Source organism: Streptomyces sp. NPDC001194 (assembly GCF_042896985.1).
GTDB lineage: Bacteria > Actinomycetota > Actinomycetes > Streptomycetales > Streptomycetaceae > Streptomyces.
In genome coordinates this window covers 74,153-90,425 of the sequence record NZ_JBIAXU010000020.1, presented here as the reverse complement: position 1 = coordinate 90,425, position 16,273 = coordinate 74,153, and the positions used below count along the sequence as shown (strand labels likewise).

General features: G+C 72.5%; 11 protein-coding genes. 7 read left to right on the top strand and 4 right to left on the bottom strand.

Translation table 11 applies throughout. The features are described from left to right. Positions 1-9: 9 nt before the first annotated feature. Complete coding sequence (locus tag ACFY1T_RS30000; protein ID WP_390790932.1) at positions 10-690, top strand: DUF4360 domain-containing protein; 681 nt, start codon at positions 10-12, stop codon at positions 688-690. A gap of 76 nt (positions 691-766) precedes the next feature. Here ACFY1T_RS30000 and ACFY1T_RS29995 read toward each other — a convergent pair whose 3' ends face one another. Beyond that, on the bottom strand, positions 767-1,693 hold the full coding sequence (locus tag ACFY1T_RS29995; protein WP_390790931.1) for an AraC family transcriptional regulator: 927 nt from the start codon (positions 1,691-1,693) through the stop codon (positions 767-769). Between the two features lie 103 nt (positions 1,694-1,796). On the opposite strand from ACFY1T_RS29995, the gene ACFY1T_RS29990 reads away from it, so the two are divergent. Further along, positions 1,797-2,753 (top strand): MBL fold metallo-hydrolase, encoded by a 957-nt coding sequence (locus ACFY1T_RS29990; protein ID WP_390790930.1) that lies wholly within the window; start codon positions 1,797-1,799, stop codon positions 2,751-2,753. Here ACFY1T_RS29990 and ACFY1T_RS29985 read toward each other — a convergent pair. The 3 genes from ACFY1T_RS29985 to ACFY1T_RS29975 all read right to left on the bottom strand — a co-directional run bounded on the left by ACFY1T_RS29985 (position 2,735) and on the right by ACFY1T_RS29975 (position 7,379). After that, positions 2,735-4,699: a helix-turn-helix domain-containing protein gene (locus ACFY1T_RS29985; RefSeq protein WP_390790929.1), complete on the bottom strand. Its 1,965-nt coding sequence runs from the start codon at positions 4,697-4,699 to the stop codon at positions 2,735-2,737. The two genes, ACFY1T_RS29990 and ACFY1T_RS29985, sit on opposite strands and share 19 nt — an antisense overlap. A 32-nt stretch (positions 4,700-4,731) precedes the next feature. After that, on the bottom strand, positions 4,732-6,120 hold the full coding sequence (locus tag ACFY1T_RS29980) for an MFS transporter (protein WP_390790928.1): 1,389 nt from the start codon (positions 6,118-6,120) through the stop codon (positions 4,732-4,734). Positions 6,121-6,359: 239 nt separating this feature from the next. After that, positions 6,360-7,379 carry a LacI family DNA-binding transcriptional regulator gene (locus ACFY1T_RS29975; RefSeq protein WP_390790927.1) on the bottom strand — a complete coding sequence of 340 codons (1,020 nt, stop codon included), beginning with the start codon at positions 7,377-7,379 and terminating at the stop codon, positions 6,360-6,362. Positions 7,380-7,531: 152 nt separating this feature from the next. Between ACFY1T_RS29975 and rhaI the strand changes: the two genes are divergently transcribed. The 5 genes from rhaI to ACFY1T_RS29950 all read left to right on the top strand — a co-directional run bounded on the left by rhaI (position 7,532) and on the right by ACFY1T_RS29950 (position 16,269). Beyond that, the gene (gene rhaI, locus ACFY1T_RS29970; protein WP_390790926.1) at positions 7,532-8,698 is read left to right on the top strand and encodes an L-rhamnose isomerase; all 1,167 of its coding nucleotides are present in this window, start codon (positions 7,532-7,534) and stop codon (positions 8,696-8,698) included. Positions 8,699-8,815: 117 nt separating this feature from the next. Further along, positions 8,816-10,855: a bifunctional aldolase/short-chain dehydrogenase gene (locus ACFY1T_RS29965; protein ID WP_390790925.1), complete on the top strand. Its 2,040-nt coding sequence runs from the start codon at positions 8,816-8,818 to the stop codon at positions 10,853-10,855. 7 nt (positions 10,856-10,862) lie between these two features. Then, positions 10,863-12,335: a rhamnulokinase family protein gene (locus tag ACFY1T_RS29960; protein ID WP_390790924.1), complete on the top strand. Its 1,473-nt coding sequence runs from the start codon at positions 10,863-10,865 to the stop codon at positions 12,333-12,335. A 446-nt stretch (positions 12,336-12,781) separates the two neighbouring features. Further along, positions 12,782-15,946 (top strand): discoidin domain-containing protein, encoded by a 3,165-nt coding sequence (locus tag ACFY1T_RS29955; protein WP_390790923.1) that lies wholly within the window; start codon positions 12,782-12,784, stop codon positions 15,944-15,946. Further along, the gene (locus tag ACFY1T_RS29950; protein WP_390790922.1) at positions 15,943-16,269 is read left to right on the top strand and encodes an L-rhamnose mutarotase; all 327 of its coding nucleotides are present in this window, start codon (positions 15,943-15,945) and stop codon (positions 16,267-16,269) included. Before ACFY1T_RS29955 ends, ACFY1T_RS29950 begins: the two co-directional genes overlap by 4 nt. Positions 16,270-16,273 lie beyond the last annotated feature (4 nt).

Sequence of the window (16,273 nt, the reverse complement as noted above, 5' to 3'; positions counted from 1 at the left end):
CATGGCGACGTGATCAAGTCACCTCGCACCACCCGCAAGGCACGCGCCGCACTGACCGCCGCAGCCGTGACCGGATGCCTCGTCACACTCTCCCCGTCGGCGGGGGCCTCCTCCTCCGCTGCCGCCGCACCCCCGGGCCGGGTGGCCGTCGACGTGGCCTCGGTCAACGGCTCGGGCTGCCGCCCCGGCAGCGCCGCCGTCGCCGTGGCCCCCGACAACTCGGCCTTCACCGTCACCTACAGCGAGTACATGGCCTCGGCCGGCGGGGGCGTCGCCGCCACCGAAGGCCGCAAGAACTGCCTCCTCTCCCTCCTCGTGCACGTCCCGCAGGGCTACACCTACGCGGTGTCGCACGTGGACTACCGGGGCTACGGCAAGCTGGAGCCCGGGGCGACCGGTACCCAGAAGGCCAGCTACTACTTCCAGGGCATGAGCCAGACCGCCAACCGGACCCACCAGTTCCATGGGGAGCTGAACGACAACTGGCAGGTGACGGACACCACCGGCATCGAGGCCCTCGTCTTCGCCCCCTGCGGCGAGCAGCGCAACTTCAACATCAACACCGAACTGCGCGCGGACGTCGGCACGTCCGACAAGAACAAGACGAGCTACATGACCGTCGACTCCACGGACGGCAGCATCAACAGCGTGTACCACTTCTCCTGGAAGCAGTGCCCGGTCCGCCGCTGAGCCGGCCGCCGGTCCCGTGACGCCGAGAGCGGCGGTGGCGGCGGTCCGCCCCCGCCGCTCTCGGGCGTCCCGTCGCCTACGAGGCCAGGCCCGCCGTCGCCCTGTAGCGGCCCGGTGTCGTCCCGAACTCCCTGCTGAAGGCGTGGGAGAAGGCGTACGGAGTGCCGTACCCGACCCGGCGCGCGATCGCGGCCAGCGGGTCCGGGGTGTCGCGGAGCAGGGTGGCGGCGTACGTCAGCCGCCACCACGTCAGGTACGCCATGGGCGGGCGGCCGACCAGTGCGGTGAACCGGCGTGCCAGCGTCGGGCGGGAGACGCCCGCCTCGGCCGCGAGCCGCTCGTTCGTCCAGGGGGCGGCCGGATCCGAATGCAGCGCCCGCAGGGCGGCGGAGGCGACCGGATCGCCCAGTACGGCCGACCAGGCTCCGCCCGCGCCCTCGGACATCCAGGAGCGGATCATGTAGACGAGCAGGAGATCGAGCAGGCTGGGCACGGCCATGCAGGCACCCGGCCGCTGCTCGGCCAGCTCGCCCCCCAACAGGGCGATGGCGGCGTGCAGTTCCGAGTGGGATCCGACCCTGTTCGGCAGATGGACCACCTGCGGCAGCTCCAGCATGAGCGGGTGCACGCGGCTGCGGTCGAGCCGGTACTTGCCGCACAGCATCTCCACCCCGCCGGAAGCCTCCTGTCGGCGCGCGCCCGGCAACGCCGCCCCGGGCAGGAGCTCGAACGGCACCGCCCGCGCCACGGCCGCCGCGTCGGCGGGGGAGTCGGCGATCACGTGCCCCGTACCGTGCGGCAGCAGCACCGCGTCGCCCGGCGCCAGGGATACCGGCGGGCCGCCCCCGTCGGGCAGCAGCCAGCAGCTCCCCTCGAGAACGACGTGGAAGCCGGCGCCGTCGTACGGGGCGAAGCGCGCACACCAGCTGCCGCTGACCCTGATCCGGTTGGAGGAGGGCTGTCCGATCCGGACGGCCGCGATGGCGTCGCTCACCACATCCATGGGGGACAGGGTAGCGCGCGGGCGCCATGGATGAGACGGAAGCGTATTTTCGTGAGCCGTGCGGGCATTGAGCGGCTCAACTGCCCTTCGTAGACTCGACGTCATGAGCAACGAGAACGAGCAGGGCGCACAGGGTTCACAGGGCGCACAGGGCAGGCAGAGCATCGTGCTGGGCGACGTCGAGGTCACCCGGGTCGTCGAGTGGCAGGGGCCGCTCGGGCCCGCGCGCAGCCTCGTACCGGAGGTCGGGGCCGAGGCGTGGAAGGAGAACGAGGACTGGCTGTCACCGGACCACTGGGAGGCGGACAGCGACCGGGCGGTCCTCGCCCTCCAGACCTGGGTCCTGCGCAGCGCCGGGAAGACCGTCCTGGTCGACACCGGCGTCGGCAACGGGCGCGAGCGGCCCGGTTCGCCGCTCTTCCACCAGCGGGACGGAGACTTCCTCGGGGAGCTGGAGCGGGCGGCGGGAGTGCGGCCCGAGGACGTGGACATCGTCGTCAACACCCACGTCCACGGTGACCACGTCGGATGGAACACCGTCGCGGCGGACGGGGGTTGGGTGCCCGCCTTTCCCAACGCCCGGTATCTCGTCCCGGCCGCGGACGACCACCACTTCGGGCCCGGCAACGGATACGGCGGCGGCGTCCGGGAGGACGACCGGCTGATCTACGAGGACAGCATCGCGCCGGTCCACCGCACCGGGCAGGTGGTGCTCTGGGACGGCGCCCACCGCATCGACGAGCACCTCACCCTCGAGTCCGCGCCCGGGCACACCCCCGGATCCTCCGTGGTGCGCTTGGCCTCCGGCACCGACCGGGCCGTCTTCGTCGGCGATCTCCTGCACAGCCCCGTGCAGATCCTGGAGCCCGCCTGCAACAGCTGCTTCTGCATGGACGCGGCGCAGGCCGCCGCCAGCCGCCGCCGGATCCTCGAACGCGCGGCCGACCGGAACGAGTTGCTCGTACCCGCCCACTTCGGCGGGGCCGGAGCCGTCGAAGTCCGCCGCCAGGGCCGGGACTTCACCCTCGGCGAGTGGGCCTCTCACCGCGAGGTCGGATAGGGGGACGCGGGGGAGGGCGGCACGGGGGCGCTGCGGGGCCGGGCCGCCGCCACCCGCAGGATCCGCAGGGCGAGCTGGACCTCCAGAGCCCCGGCCGGGGTGTTCCAGTCCTCGCCCAGGACCTGCCGCACCCGGTCCAGGCGCTGCACCACCGTGTTGACGTGCACGTGGAGCGCGTCCTTGGTGCGGGCCAGGCTGGACCCGTGCGCGAAGTACGCCTCCAGGGTGCGCACCAGTTCCGTTCCGCGCTGTGTGTCGTACGCGATGACCGGCCCCAGCACCCGGTCCACGTACGCGCCCACGTCCGCCCCGTCACCGAGCAGCACCCCGAGGAACCCGAGGTCGGGCAGGCCCGCACCGCCGCCGGTGTGGCCGAGGGCGTGCAGGGCCTCCAGGCACCGCAACGCCTCGGCGTACACGCCCGGCAGGCCCTCCGGGCCGGCTGCGGGCCCGGCGGAGCCCGCGGTGACCGGGGCGCCGAGGACCTGCCCGAGCTCGGCGGCGAGCGACCGGGCGAGCGGGCCCGGGCCGTCGGTCGGGGCGAGGAGGACGACGCGGCCCTCGTGCAGCCCGGCCAGGCCGCCCCGGGCGCGCGCGTGCCGGGCGGCCTCCGCCGCCAGCCGCGACCGCAGCGCGGCGTCGCAGTGGAGCACCACCAGGGCGTGCGGCTGGGCGAGGTCGACCCCGAGCTTGCGGGCCCGGATCGTCCGGCTGCCGGTGTCGCGGACCCGGCCCGGGGCCGCAGGGGCCAGCAGGTCGCCGAGCAGTTCGCCGCGGACCCGGTCCTCGGCGTGCGCGATGGACCGGCGCAGCAGGAGCAGCAGCGCCGTCACCAGGCCGGCCCGCTCGAACAACCGCCGCTCGGTGTCGGGCAGGCCGTCGCCGCGCCCGCCGAGGGTGATGCTGCCCAGGAGCTCCGGCCCGGCCAGTACCGCGCAGACCCAGACCCCGTCCACGCAGACCGCCCGGCCGCCCGAGCGCGAGGCGGCCAGCGCGTGGGCCGGCGGGCCCGCCGCCGGGCCGGCCGGATCCGTACCGACCCGTGCGAGCTCGGCGCCGTCCGCGTCGCGTACGACCAGGCTGCCGCCCAGCAGGGCGGCGACCTCCCGGGCGACGTCGGCCACGTCCCCGCCGCGCAGCACGAGCCGGGTGAGCCGGTCGTGGGTCTCGGCGGCGAGCCGCACCGCCTCGCTCTGCGCGCGGGCGGTCTCGGTGGCGACCCCGAGCTCCACGAGGGCGGCACGGGTCTCTTCGAGCAGCCGGGCGCTGTCGATGGCGACGGCGGCATGGTCGGCGAGGGAGGACAGCAGCGCGACCGCGTCGGGCGCGAAGTCGCGGACCGCCCGGTCGGCCGCGTACAACACCCCGATCACGCGGGTGCCGACGCGCAGCGGGACTCCGAGTATGCCGCGCAGGCCCTCCTCGCGGACCCCGTTGTCGATGGTGTCCGTATGCCGGAAGCGGTCGTCGGTGCGGTAGTCGGCGCTGGCGTACGGGCGGGCGGTCTGGGCGACGAGACCGCCGAGCCCATCGCCCATGCCGAGCCGCAGCTGCTGGAAGGCGGCCGACACCGAGCCGTCGGTGACGCGCATGAACGTGTCCCCGATGACCGGATCGTTGAGGGTCAGGTACGCGACGTCGGTTCCCAGCAGCATCCGCGCCCGGTGGACGATGGCCCGCAGCACGGCGTCGAGGTCGCGCAGGGCGGCGAGGTCCCCGGCCGTGTCGAACAGGGCCGTGAGCTCGGCCTCGCGCCGCCGGTGCTGGTCGAGCGTGCGCCGGATGTCCAGCGCCACCCGGGTGGCCTCCTCCACGAGGGCCTGCTCGGCGGGACCCGCCCCGGCGGTACGGGCGTCGGCGGCGGGCCGGGTGAACTGCTCGACCGGCGCGCCGCGGCGCAGCAGCTCGAGCAGTTCGAACAGCGGGGATTGCCTCGGGGAGGTCATGGCGGCATTCTCCCGTGGCCGCGGCGCCCGGATCAGGCGGGGTGGTCGAGGGCGGAGTCGACGGCGGCCGGGAGGGGAGCCGCCCGCCCGCCGGCGGCGGCCGCCGGCCCGGTACCGGACTCGGCCAGGTCGCGGCCCCGGGTCTCCCGGGCGAAGACGACGGTGAGGGTGGTCACCACGGCGGCCGCACAGAGATAGAGGGAGACGGGTGTGGAGGAGCCGTAGTCCTTGAGGAGTTCGACGGCGATGAGCGGGGCCAGCGCGCCGGCGACGATCGAGGCGAGCTGCGAGCCCATCGAGGCGCCGGAGTAGCGCACGTCGGTGTCGAACATCTCGGAGACGAAGGCCGCTTGGGGTCCGTACATGGCGCCGTGCAGGAGGAGTCCGGCGGTGACGGCGACGGTGATGACGGCGAAGGACTCGGAGTCGACCAGTGCGAAGAACGCGAACGCCCACAGGGCCATGCCGACCGAGCCGATCAGGGTCACCGGCCGACGCCCGATCCGGTCCGAGAGCGCGCCCCAGGCCGGGATGGTGACGAAGTGGACGGCCGAGCCGATGAGGACGGCGTTCAGCGCGGTGCTCTTGGCCAGCCCCAGGTGCGCGGTGACGTACACGAGGAGGAAGGAGGTCAGCACGTAGTAGGAGATGTTCTCGCCGAACCGGGTGCCGATGGCGGTCAGCACCTGCCGCCAGCCGCGGCGGAACACCTGGACGACGGGAGCCTCGTCCTCGCGCCCCTGCCGGGCCGCCTGCGCGGCGAGGAACACGGGCGACTCGGAGACGGACAGGCGGATCCACAGCCCGACGATCACCAGGACCCCGGAGAGCAGGAAGGGAACGCGCCAGCCCCAGGCGAGGAACTCCGCGTCGGACTGCACACCGGCGAGCAGGGCGAGCACCCCGGTCGCCAGCAGGTTCCCGCCCGGCGCACCGGACTGCGGCCAGGAGGCCCAGAACCCCCGGTGCTCGGCCCCGCCGTGCTCGGAGACGATGAGCACCGCCCCGCCCCACTCCCCGCCGAGGGCGAAGCCCTGCACCAGCCGCAGGGCGGTGAGCAGCACGGGAGCCCCGACGCCGATGTCGGCGTACGTGGGCAGCAGCCCCATCGCGAAGGTCGCCCCGCCCATCATGAGAAGGCTGAGCACCAGCAGCTTCTTGCGCCCGACCTTGTCCCCGAAGTGCCCGAACACCACCCCGCCGAGCGGCCGGGCCAGGAACCCGATGGCGTAGGTGATGAACGCGATCAGCGTCCCGGTCAGCGGATCGCCGGTCGGAAAGAACAGCTTGTTGAACACCAGCGCGGCGGCGGTGCCGTAGAGAAAGAAGTCGTACCACTCGATGGTGGTCCCGATGAGACTCGCGGCGACGATCCGTCTGATGCCGGACCGGGCCGGGGTAGCCGTTGCGGTGGAGACCATGTGAACCACTTCCAGAAGGTCCGGGGGGACGTCGGGTGTGGCCACAACGTAGAAGTCGGCAGGTCGGCGGTATATGTGGCCGGTCATCACAATCAACGCCACACGAGTGTGCAGCACCACCACATGGCCCGGACCGATCCCTTCGGCCTCCTGCGCAAGAGGGCGGGCAGGACTCTCCGTCGAGGTGCCGCACCGACGGCGGGCGTGCGGGCGGGCAGGCAGGCGCGGCAACGCCGCGTTCAGCCGGGCAGCGGCGCGACCAGCGTCGAACGCCGCACCACCAGCTCCGGCTCGAACACGACTTGCCGGTGCCGGTGGGCCGCGCCGCCCGGGCCGGTCTCCTCGGCGAGCATCTCGGCCGCCGTCCGCCCCATCGCCTCCGCGGGCTGGCGCACCGAGGTCAGCGGCACCGCCGCCGCCGCGGCGAACTCGATGTCGTCGTAGCCGACGATCGCGAGGTCCTCGGGTACCCGCAGGCCGGCGGCGAACGCGGCCTGCAGCATCCCGAGGGCCAGCAGGTCGTTCGCGCAGAACACCGCGGTCGGTCTCGGCAGCATCCCCAGCAGGCGGGCGCCGGCGTCGCGGCCCGCCGCCGCGTCCAGCCCGTCCACCTCCAGGTCCAGCAGGACGGCGTCGCCGCCGGCCAGCGCCTGCAGCGCGCCCCTGCGACGGTCGGCGACCTGCCGCAGCCGGTGGCGGCCGCCCGCGAACGCGATCCGCCGGTGGCCGCTCGCCAGCAGGTGCCCCGCCGCCAGGGCGCCGCCCCCGACGTCGTCCACCGACACCGAGCAGGCCTCCGGCCCCGGGGCGAGCCGGTCCACCAGCACGAAGGGCACGCCGCCGCGACGGAGCGCCGCCGCTCCCGACCCCTCCGCGTCGGCCGGGGTCAGCAGCACCCCGCGCACCCGCTGCTCCGCGAAGAGGGCGAGGTAGTCCGCCTCGTCGGCGAGCCGCTGAGCGCTGTTGCAGACCATCACGCCCAGGCCCGCCGCGCGCGCCGCCTGTTCGGCCCCGCGCGCCACGGAGACGAAGAACGGGTTGCCCAGGTCGAGGACCAGTAGACCGATGATCCGGCTGCTGCCGGAGCGCAGCTGGCGCGCCGACTCGCTGCGTACGTAGCCGAGCCGGTCGATCGCGGCACGGACCCTGGCCCTGGTCTCCTGGCCGACCGCCTCCGGCCGGTTGATCACGTTGGAGACGGTGCCGACCGACACACCGGCCGCCCGTGCCACGTCCTTGATGCTCGCCGCGCCGCCCATGTCCCACCATTGAAATGTTTCACCGGCCCCGACGGCCGATCCGGAGGTCAGGTTACGACATCACGCCAACCGCCCCTCGTCGCCGCCTTGACGCTTCCCGTGGTCCTGCCTACCGTCGGGATGAAACGATTCAGATCGTGGGAGGTGCTCCGGTGGCCGACCGATCCGCCGTGAAGGACGCCCTTCGGGCCCAGCGCATCGAGACGCCCTCCTGGGGCTACGGGAACTCGGGGACCCGCTTCAAAGTCTTCGCCCAACCCGGCGTCCCGCGCGACCCGTTCGAGAAGCTCGCCGACGCGGCCCAGGTGCACGCCGCCACCGGTGTCGCCCCGAGGGTCTCGCTGCACATTCCCTGGGACCGGGTCGAGGACTACGGCGCGCTGTCCGCCCACGCCCGCGAGCTCGGGCTGGAGATCGGCGCGATCAACGCGAACGTATTCCAGGACGATGACTACAAGCTCGGCTCCGTCACCCATCCGGACCCGCGGGTGCGCCGCAAGGCTCTCGACCACCTGCTGGAATGCGTCGACATCATGGACGCCACCGGCTCGCGCGACCTCAAACTGTGGTTCTCCGACGGCACCAACTATCCTGGCCAGGATGATATTTCGGCCCGCCAGCAACGCCTCTGCGACGCCCTGTCAGAGGTGTACGGGCGGCTCGGCGACGACCAGCGGATCCTGCTGGAGTACAAGCTGTTCGAGCCCGCCTTCTACACCACGGACGTCCCGGACTGGGGCACCGCGTACGCGCACTGCCTGCGGCTCGGGCCCAGGGCCGCGGTCGTGGTCGACACCGGCCACCACGCCCCCGGCACCAACATCGAGTTCATCGTCGCGTTCCTGCTGCGCGAGGGGAAGCTCGGCGGCTTCGACTTCAACTCCCGCTTCTACGCGGACGACGACCTGATGGTCGGCGCCGCCGATCCGTTCCAGCTGTTCCGGATCCTGCACGAGGTCACCGGGAACGGCGGCTTCGCCCCCGAGGCCGGCGTCGCGTTCATGCTCGACCAGTGTCACAACATCGAGGCGAAGATCCCCGCGATCATCCGCTCGGTGATGAACGTCCAGGAGGCCACGGCCAAGGCCCTGTTGGTCGACCGCCCGGCCCTGAAGGCCGCCCAGGACGCGGGCGACGTACTCGGCGCGAACGAGGTGCTGATGGACGCCTACGCCACCGACGTCCGTCCGCTGCTGGCCGAGGTCCGCGCCGAGGACGGGCGGGACCCGAACCCGGTCGCGGCCTACCGGGCCGGCGGCTGGGCCGAGAAGATCGTCGCCGAGAGGGTCGGCGGCGCCCAGGCCGGATGGGGGGCTTGAGCCGTCCGCCGCGCGAGCCGGCCCGCACCACCTCGTACCCACGGGCCGGCCCGCACCCTCCTCGTGCACCCCCCCACGAGAGCGCCATCGCCACCGGACAAGGAAGCTGCTCCCGCCATGGTCCAGCACCCCGTCGTCGCCGCCCTCCTCGCCCGCTCCCACCGGCTCGGATCGGATCCGCGCAACACCAACTACGCCGGCGGCAACACCTCCGCCAAGGGCGCGGCCACCGACCCCGTCACCGGGCAGCCCGTCGACCTGATGTGGGTGAAGGGCTCCGGCGGCGACCTCGGCACCCTCGCCGAGGCGGGCTTGGCCGTGCTGCGACTGGACCGCCTGCGCGCCCTCGCCGACGCCTACCCGGGCGTGGAGCGGGAGGACGAGATGGTCGCCGCGTTCGAGTACTGCCTGCACGGCAACGGCGGCGCGGCTCCGTCCATCGACACCGCCATGCACGGTCTGGTCGACGCCGCGCACGTCGACCACCTGCACCCCGACTCCGGCATCGCGCTCGCCACCGCCGCCGACGGCGAAAGGCTCACCGCCGCCTGTTTCGGCGACGCCGTGCCGTGGCTGCCCTGGCGCCGTCCCGGCTTCCAGCTCGGCCTGGACATCGCCGAGATCAAGCGGACCCACCCGCAGGCCGTCGGCTGCGTCCTGGGCGGTCACGGCATCACCGCCTGGGGCGCCACCAGCGAGGAGTGCGAGGCCAACGCCCTGCACATCATCCGCACCGCCGAGGCCTTCCTGGCCCGCCACGGCAAGGCCGAGCCCTTCGGCCCGCAGCTCGACGGCCACCAAGCCCTGCCAGAGGCCGAACGCCGGCGGCGCGCGGCCTCGCTCGCCCCCGTCATCCGCGGTCTGGCCTCCACCGACCTCCCGCAGGTCGGCCACTTCACCGACGCCGCGCCCGTGCTGGACTTCCTCGCCCGCGCCGAGCACCCCCGCCTGGCCGCCCTCGGCACCTCCTGCCCCGACCACTTCCTGCGCACCAAGGTCGCCCCCCTGCTCCTCGACCTGCCCGCCACCGCGCCCCTGGACGAGACGATCGCCCGCCTGCGGGAGCTGCACACCGGCTACCGGGCCGGCTACCGGGCCTACTACGAGCGGTACGCCACCGCGGACTCGCCCCCCATGCGCGGCGCCGACCCGGCGATCGTCCTGGTCCCGGGCGTCGGCATGTTCTCCTTCGGCAGGGACAAGCAGACCGCCCGCGTGGCCGGAGAGTTCTACCTCAACGCGATCAACGTGATGCGCGGCGCGGAGGCGGTCTCCCGCTACGCCCCGATCGAAGAGCGCGAAAGGTTCGCCATCGAGTACTGGGCGCTGGAAGAGGCGAAGCTGCGGCGGATGCCCGCGCCCAAACCGCTGGCCACCCGCGTCGCCCTGGTCACCGGCGCCGGCTCCGGCATCGGCAAGGCCATCGCGCACCGCCTGGCCGCCGAAGGCGCCTGCGTCGTCGTCGCCGACGTCAACACCGCCACCGCCCGCGCCGTCGCCGACGAACTCGGCGGCCCGGACCGGGCCGTGGCCGTCACCGTCGACGTCACCTCCGAGGAGCAGATCGCCGAGGCGTTCCGCACCGCGGCCCTCGCCTTCGGCGGTGTCGACCTGGTGGTCAACAACGCGGGCATCTCCATCTCCAAGCCGCTGCTGGAGACCACCGCCGAAGACTGGGACCGGCAGCACGCCATCATGGCCCGCGGCTCCTTCCTCGTCTCCCGGGAGGCCGCCCGCACCATGATCCGGCAGGGCCTGGGCGGCGACCTGGTCTACATCACCTCGAAGAACGCGGTCTTCGCCGGCCCCGCCAACATCGCGTACTCCGCCACCAAGGCCGACCAGGCCCACCAAGTCCGCCTGCTCGCAACCGAGTTGGGCGAACACGCAATCCGCGTCAACGGTGTCAACCCGGACGGCGTGGTCCGCGGCTCGGGCATCTTCGCCGGCGGCTGGGGCGCCCAGCGCGCCGCCACCTACGGCATCGCGGAGGAACAACTCGGCGCGTTCTACGCCCAGCGCACCCTCCTCAAGCGCGAGGTGCTGCCCGAGCACGTCGCAGCCGCCGTCTTCGCCCTCACCGGCGGAGACCTCACCCACACCACCGGCCTCCACATCCCCGTCGACGCCGGCATCGCCGCGGCCTTCCTGCGCTGAGCCGGCCGTGACGCCCCGCACCCCCCACACCCCGGCCGCCTTCGCCGCGGCGGACCTCGGCGCCACCAGCGGACGGGTGCTCGTCGGCCGGGTCGGCCGTGACCGCCTCGACCTCACCGAGACCCACCGCTTCGACAACACTCCCGTCCAACTCCCGGACGGGCTGCGCTGGAACGCCCTCGGCCTGTACCAAGGCGTCCTGGACGGCCTCCGCGAAGCCGCCGCGCGCTGGGACCTCGCCTCCGTCGGCATCGACAGCTGGGCCGTCGACTACGGGCTCCTCGACGCCGACGGTGCGCTCCTCGGCAACCCGTTCCACTACCGCGACCCGCGCGGAGCCGCCGCCGTCCAGGCCGTCTGGTGCCGCCTCCCGGCCCGTGAGCTGTACCGGATCACCGGCCTTCAGCACATGCCGTTCAACACGATCTTCCAGCTCGCCGCCGAGAAGCACCTCGACCGCGCCCGGACCCTGCTCCTGCTGCCCGACCTGATCACCCACTGGCTCACCGGCACCGTCGGCGCAGAGGTCACCAACGCCTCCACCACGGGCCTGTACGACGGCCGCACCGGCGCCTGGTCCGCCCCGGTCCTCGCCGCGCTCGACCTGGACCCGGCCCTCCTGCCCGCACTGCGCCGCCCCGGCGACCACGCCGGCACCGTCCTCTCGCACGTCGCCGCCGCCACCGGCCTGCGTCCCGACACCCCCGTCGTCGCGGTCGCCTCCCACGACACGGCCTCCGCGGTCGCCGCCGTCCCCGCCGGCACCGAGGACTTCGCCTACATCTCCTGCGGCACCTGGTCGCTCGTCGGCCTCGAACTCGACGCGCCCGTCCTCACCGACGCCTCCCGCGCCGCCAACTTCACCAACGAACTCGGTATCGACGGCACCGTCCGGTACCTGCGCAACGTCATGGGCCTGTGGCTGCTCAGCGAGAGCCAGCGCACCTGGCGCGCCCGCGGCGAGGGACACCACCTGCCCGAGCTGCTCGAACGCGCCGCCGTCGCACGCCCGTTCGCGGCGCTCATCGACACCGGCGCTCCCGAGTTCCTCGCCCCCGGCGACCTGCCGGCCCGCCTCGCCGAGCACTGCGCCCGCACCGGCCAGCACCTGCCCGAGGATCAGGGCGCCGTCGTCCGCTGCATCCTGGAGAGCCTGGCGCTGGCGTACCGTCACACCCTTTCCCAGGCAGTCCATTTGACCGGCCGCTCGATCCGCTGCGTGCACCTCGTCGGCGGCGGCAGCCGCAACGCCCTGCTGTGCCGGCTCACCGCCGACGCCACCGGCCTGCCCGTCATCGCCGGCCCCGCCGAGGCCACCGCCATCGGCAACATCCTCGTCCAGGCCCGCACCCACGGTCTGGTCGAGGACCGCGGCGCCATGCGTCGCCTGGTCGCCCGCACCCAGCGACTGCGTCGTTACGAGCCCGCGGGAGACATCCGTGCGTGGGACGCCGCCGCCGCCCGTGTGGGGCTCGCCTGACCTGAGCCGCACGGCACGGACGCGGTGTCACCCGCCACTGACCCGACCCGACTGTGACGCTCAGTCAAATTTTGCTCAGGCGTGCATGGTTGTGGATCGCAATTCTGGAAATACTCCATTTACCGAAGGGCAACGTGCTGGCCGTCAGGTGGCCGGGTGCGCATATCCCCGATGCGATCGCGCGACCAGCGGCCGCCCTTCGTGTCATCCCCGATCTCGCTGTCATTGCCGTGAGCTGCCCGCGCGCCGTCATCAGGACTCCGAACAGCGAGGCCCCGCGCCGACCGAAAGTCGCGCCGCAAAACAATTGTGAGCGGCCCGAACAGGTCCAAGAAAGGCCCGTTCGGCTTTCGAAGCCATTTCTCAGAGTTCGGAGGGTTTCCATGCGCACGCGTCGCCGCAGATCCCTGCGTCTCCTGGTGTGTCTGGCACTGTCACTGTGTGCAGTGCCGCTGTCCGTCCTCGCCGCGCCTGAGGCCGGCGCGGCCGGCGGCCCGACCGTGTGGATCCTGGACGCCACCGACCGGCCCTTCACCTCCACCACCCCGCCGGGCTGGGCGCCGACCGGGATCGAGCTGTACGCGGCCCGCAACGCCTACGAGGGGGCGCAGATCCTGGTGCGGTCCGGTTCGGCGCAGACCGGGGTGTCCGTCACCCCCGGGGCACTGACCGGCCCCGGCGGCGCGGTCATTCCCGCCGCGAACATCACCACGCGCTACGAGTACAACCACCCGAACATCCAGAAGGTCGGCAACGTCCAGAACCCGCCCGACGGCGGGACCGCCTACTACGACGCGCTGATGGACAACACTCCGCAGTCGGTGCCGGCGAACACCACGTACGCCGCCTACTACCAGGTCCACGTGCCGGCCGGTCAGGTGCCGGGCGCCTACATCGGCAGCGCCACGGTGAACAGCAGCCTGGGCGCCGTCACCGTTCCGGTGTCGGTGACCGTGTACAGCGCCACGATCCCGCCGACCTCGCAGTCCACGTTCAAGATGAACAACTGGTTCTCCTCGGCGGGCTGGGACTACGAGGGCACCGAGGCGTCGATCCCGAACGAGTACGGCGTGCGGATGTACGACGCCGACTGGTGGACCGTCGAGGCCAACATCGCGGCGAACATGGCGCGGCACCGGAACAACGTGATCTACGCCGACGCGGTGGCCCTGCTGATCCCGGACACCACCGTCGACGCCGCCGGCCGCTTCACCTTCGGCTGGTCCACCTTCGACCGGTTCGTCAACCTCTTCGTCAGCGCCGGGGCCATGCAGTACCTCTACACCCCGACCCTGCTCGAGCCGCCCGCCTCCGGTCCGTACCTCGACACCCTGGTGCCGGCCAACGGCGTCAGCGGAGCGGTCAAACACGCGCTCTGCCGACCCGACTCCGCCGCGGCCAACGGCTGCCCGGACACGAACAACTGGTTGAAGCAGTTCTTCCCGGCGCTGAAGGCGCACCTGGATGCCAGGGGCTGGACGGACAACTTCTACATGAGCGCCCTGGACGAGCCCACCACCACCCAACAGGCCACGGCTGCCAACTGGCTCTACACCCTCTACGAGCAGTACTTCCCGAACCCGCGTACCAACGAGGCGCAGCTGACCACCTTCACCGGGGACGCGGCCCACCTGTCGACGCAGACCCCGCTCTCGTCGAACTACGACGCGAACGTCGCGCTCTACCAGAGCTACCGGATCAGCGGGAAGGACCTGTGGCTGTACAGCTGCATCCTCCCGCAGGGCTCGTACATGAACCGCTTCACCAGCAACCACCTCAGCGGGACCAGGCTCCTGCCCTGGCTGACCTGGAAGATCGGCGGCGACGGGTACCTGCACTGGGGCTGGAACTACTGGCACGACGGCTTCAGCGAGCCGTACCCGGCCGCCGACACCTTCAACACCTCGCAGACCGGCGACCACTGGCTGGTCTATCCGAACAAGGCCGCCTACGGCATATACGACAGCCTCCGCAGCGAGGCTCAGACCGCGGGCCTGCAGGACTTCGAGCTGCTGCAGCAGCTGGCCGCGGTCGAGCCGCAGGCGGCACGCACCCTGGCAGAGACGGTGATCACCAACCCGACGGCGTACGACCTCTCCGGGTGGAACGTCGAGGGCCGGCACAAGCAGCTCCTCGACGAACTGGCCGAGGCATCCGGTGACCTGGCGCTGCCGTTCACGGACGACTTCAGCGGCGGCGACCACTTCTGGACCCACACCCGGGGGACCTGGTCGACCGGCGGCGCCCGGTACACGCAGTCCGACGCGTCGGCGTACTGGGGGGACGTCTCCTACCTGCGGGGGCGGGGCTACACCGACGTCTCGGTCGGTGTGGACCTGCAGATCACCGGGGTGAGCTCGTCCGGCGGAAACACCAACTGGGCAGGTCTGATGGTGCGTTCGGCCAACGGTACGGACCTGGACTCCGGCTACCTGATCGCCCAGCGGGACAACGGCCAGGTGTTCGTCTACCGCAGCGGCGCGGGGATCGGCTCGGCGTCCGTGCCCGGCTACGTGCCGGGGCAGCGCACCCGACTGCGCGTGGTGGCGCGCGGGAACGCCCTGAAGGTGTACTCCGGGACCGGGCAGGCGCCGGTGCTGACCGTCACCGACGCGGCGTTCATCGCAGGCGACGTGGGTCTGGTCACCGGCGGCGCCAGCGCGAACTTCTGGAACGCCCGGATCATGCCCACCTCTCTCGCCCCGGCCGAGAGCGCCGCCGTCACCGCCTCCAGCTCGTACGAGGCCGACGGCTGGGGCATCCGCTCGGCGGTCGACGGGCAGCGGCCGTCGGCGCCGAACGCCGCGGGGTGGAGCAGTTCCGGCAGTACCGGCGCCAACCACACCGAGTGGGTGCGGCTGGACCTGGGCTCGGCCCGGCCGGTGAGCCGGGTGGACCTCCACCCCCGCAGCGACGGGGCCAACGCCGGTCAGGGCTTCCCGGTCGACTTCACCATCCAGACCTCCACCGACGGCACGAACTGGACCACGGTCAGCAGCCGGACCGGGTACGCGAGGCCCGGTGCCACGGCGCAGACCTTCCCGTTCGAGACGGTCAACGCGCGCTACGTGAAGGTGACGGGGACCAACCTGGGCACAGATCAGTTCGGAGCCTTCCGCATGCAGTTCGCGGAGGTCGAGGCCGTCGGCGGAGATCTGGCACCGGGCCGCACGGCGACCGCTTCCAGCTCGGTCGAGTACCCCAAGGAGGGCTGGCTGACCGCCAACCTCACCAACGGGACCCATCACACCGACCTGTGGAACTCCTCGGGCTGGAGCAGCGCAGGGGCCGGCTCCCCGAACACCACGCAGTGGGCGCGGGTGGACCTCGGCGGCCCGTCGAGGATCAGCCAGGTCACGTTGTACCCCCGCGACGACATCCCGAACACCGGGCGCGGCTTCCCGTCCGCCTTCACCGTCCAGCTCTCGACCGACGGCACGAACTGGACCACCGTGGTGTCGAGGAGCTCGTACCCGCGCCCCGGAGCCGGCGGCCTTCCCTTCGCCTTCGCCGCCACCACCGCCCGGTACGTGAAGGTCACCGGCACCACGCTCACCGCCGACCAGTTCGGCGTGTACTACATGCAGTTGGCGGGGATCGGTGTCTCATGACGAAGCACCGGATCTGCTTCCTGCTCCAGGTGAAGGCCGAACTCGCCGACGAGTACCGCGAGCGCCACGCCCGGGTGTGGCCGGAGATGCTCGACGCCCTCCGGGCCGCCGGCTGGACCAACTACTCCCTGTTCCTGCGCCCGGACGGCCTGCTCGTCGGCTACCTGGAGACCGAGGACTTCGATCGCGCCCGCGAGGCGATGTCCGCCACCGGGGTCAACGCCCGCTGGCAGGCCGAGATGTCCCGCTACTTCCAGCACCTGGACGGCACGCCGGCCGACCGGGCGATGGCACCGCTGACGGAGGTGTTCCACCTGGACTGACCGT

Coding starts and splice junctions, on each gene's coding strand:
- ACFY1T_RS29995 (WP_390790931.1), bottom strand. CDS start 1,693: ATGGATGTGGTGAGCGACGCCATCGCGGCCGTCCGGATCGGACAGCCC.
- ACFY1T_RS29990 (WP_390790930.1), top strand. CDS start 1,797: ATGAGCAACGAGAACGAGCAGGGCGCACAGGGTTCACAGGGCGCACAG.
- ACFY1T_RS29985 (WP_390790929.1), bottom strand. CDS start 4,699: ATGACCTCCCCGAGGCAATCCCCGCTGTTCGAACTGCTCGAGCTGCTG.
- ACFY1T_RS29980 (WP_390790928.1), bottom strand. CDS start 6,120: ATGGTCTCCACCGCAACGGCTACCCCGGCCCGGTCCGGCATCAGACGG.
- ACFY1T_RS29975 (WP_390790927.1), bottom strand. CDS start 7,379: ATGGGCGGCGCGGCGAGCATCAAGGACGTGGCACGGGCGGCCGGTGTG.
- ACFY1T_RS29965 (WP_390790925.1), top strand. CDS start 8,816: ATGGTCCAGCACCCCGTCGTCGCCGCCCTCCTCGCCCGCTCCCACCGG.
- ACFY1T_RS29950 (WP_390790922.1), top strand. CDS start 15,943: ATGACGAAGCACCGGATCTGCTTCCTGCTCCAGGTGAAGGCCGAACTC.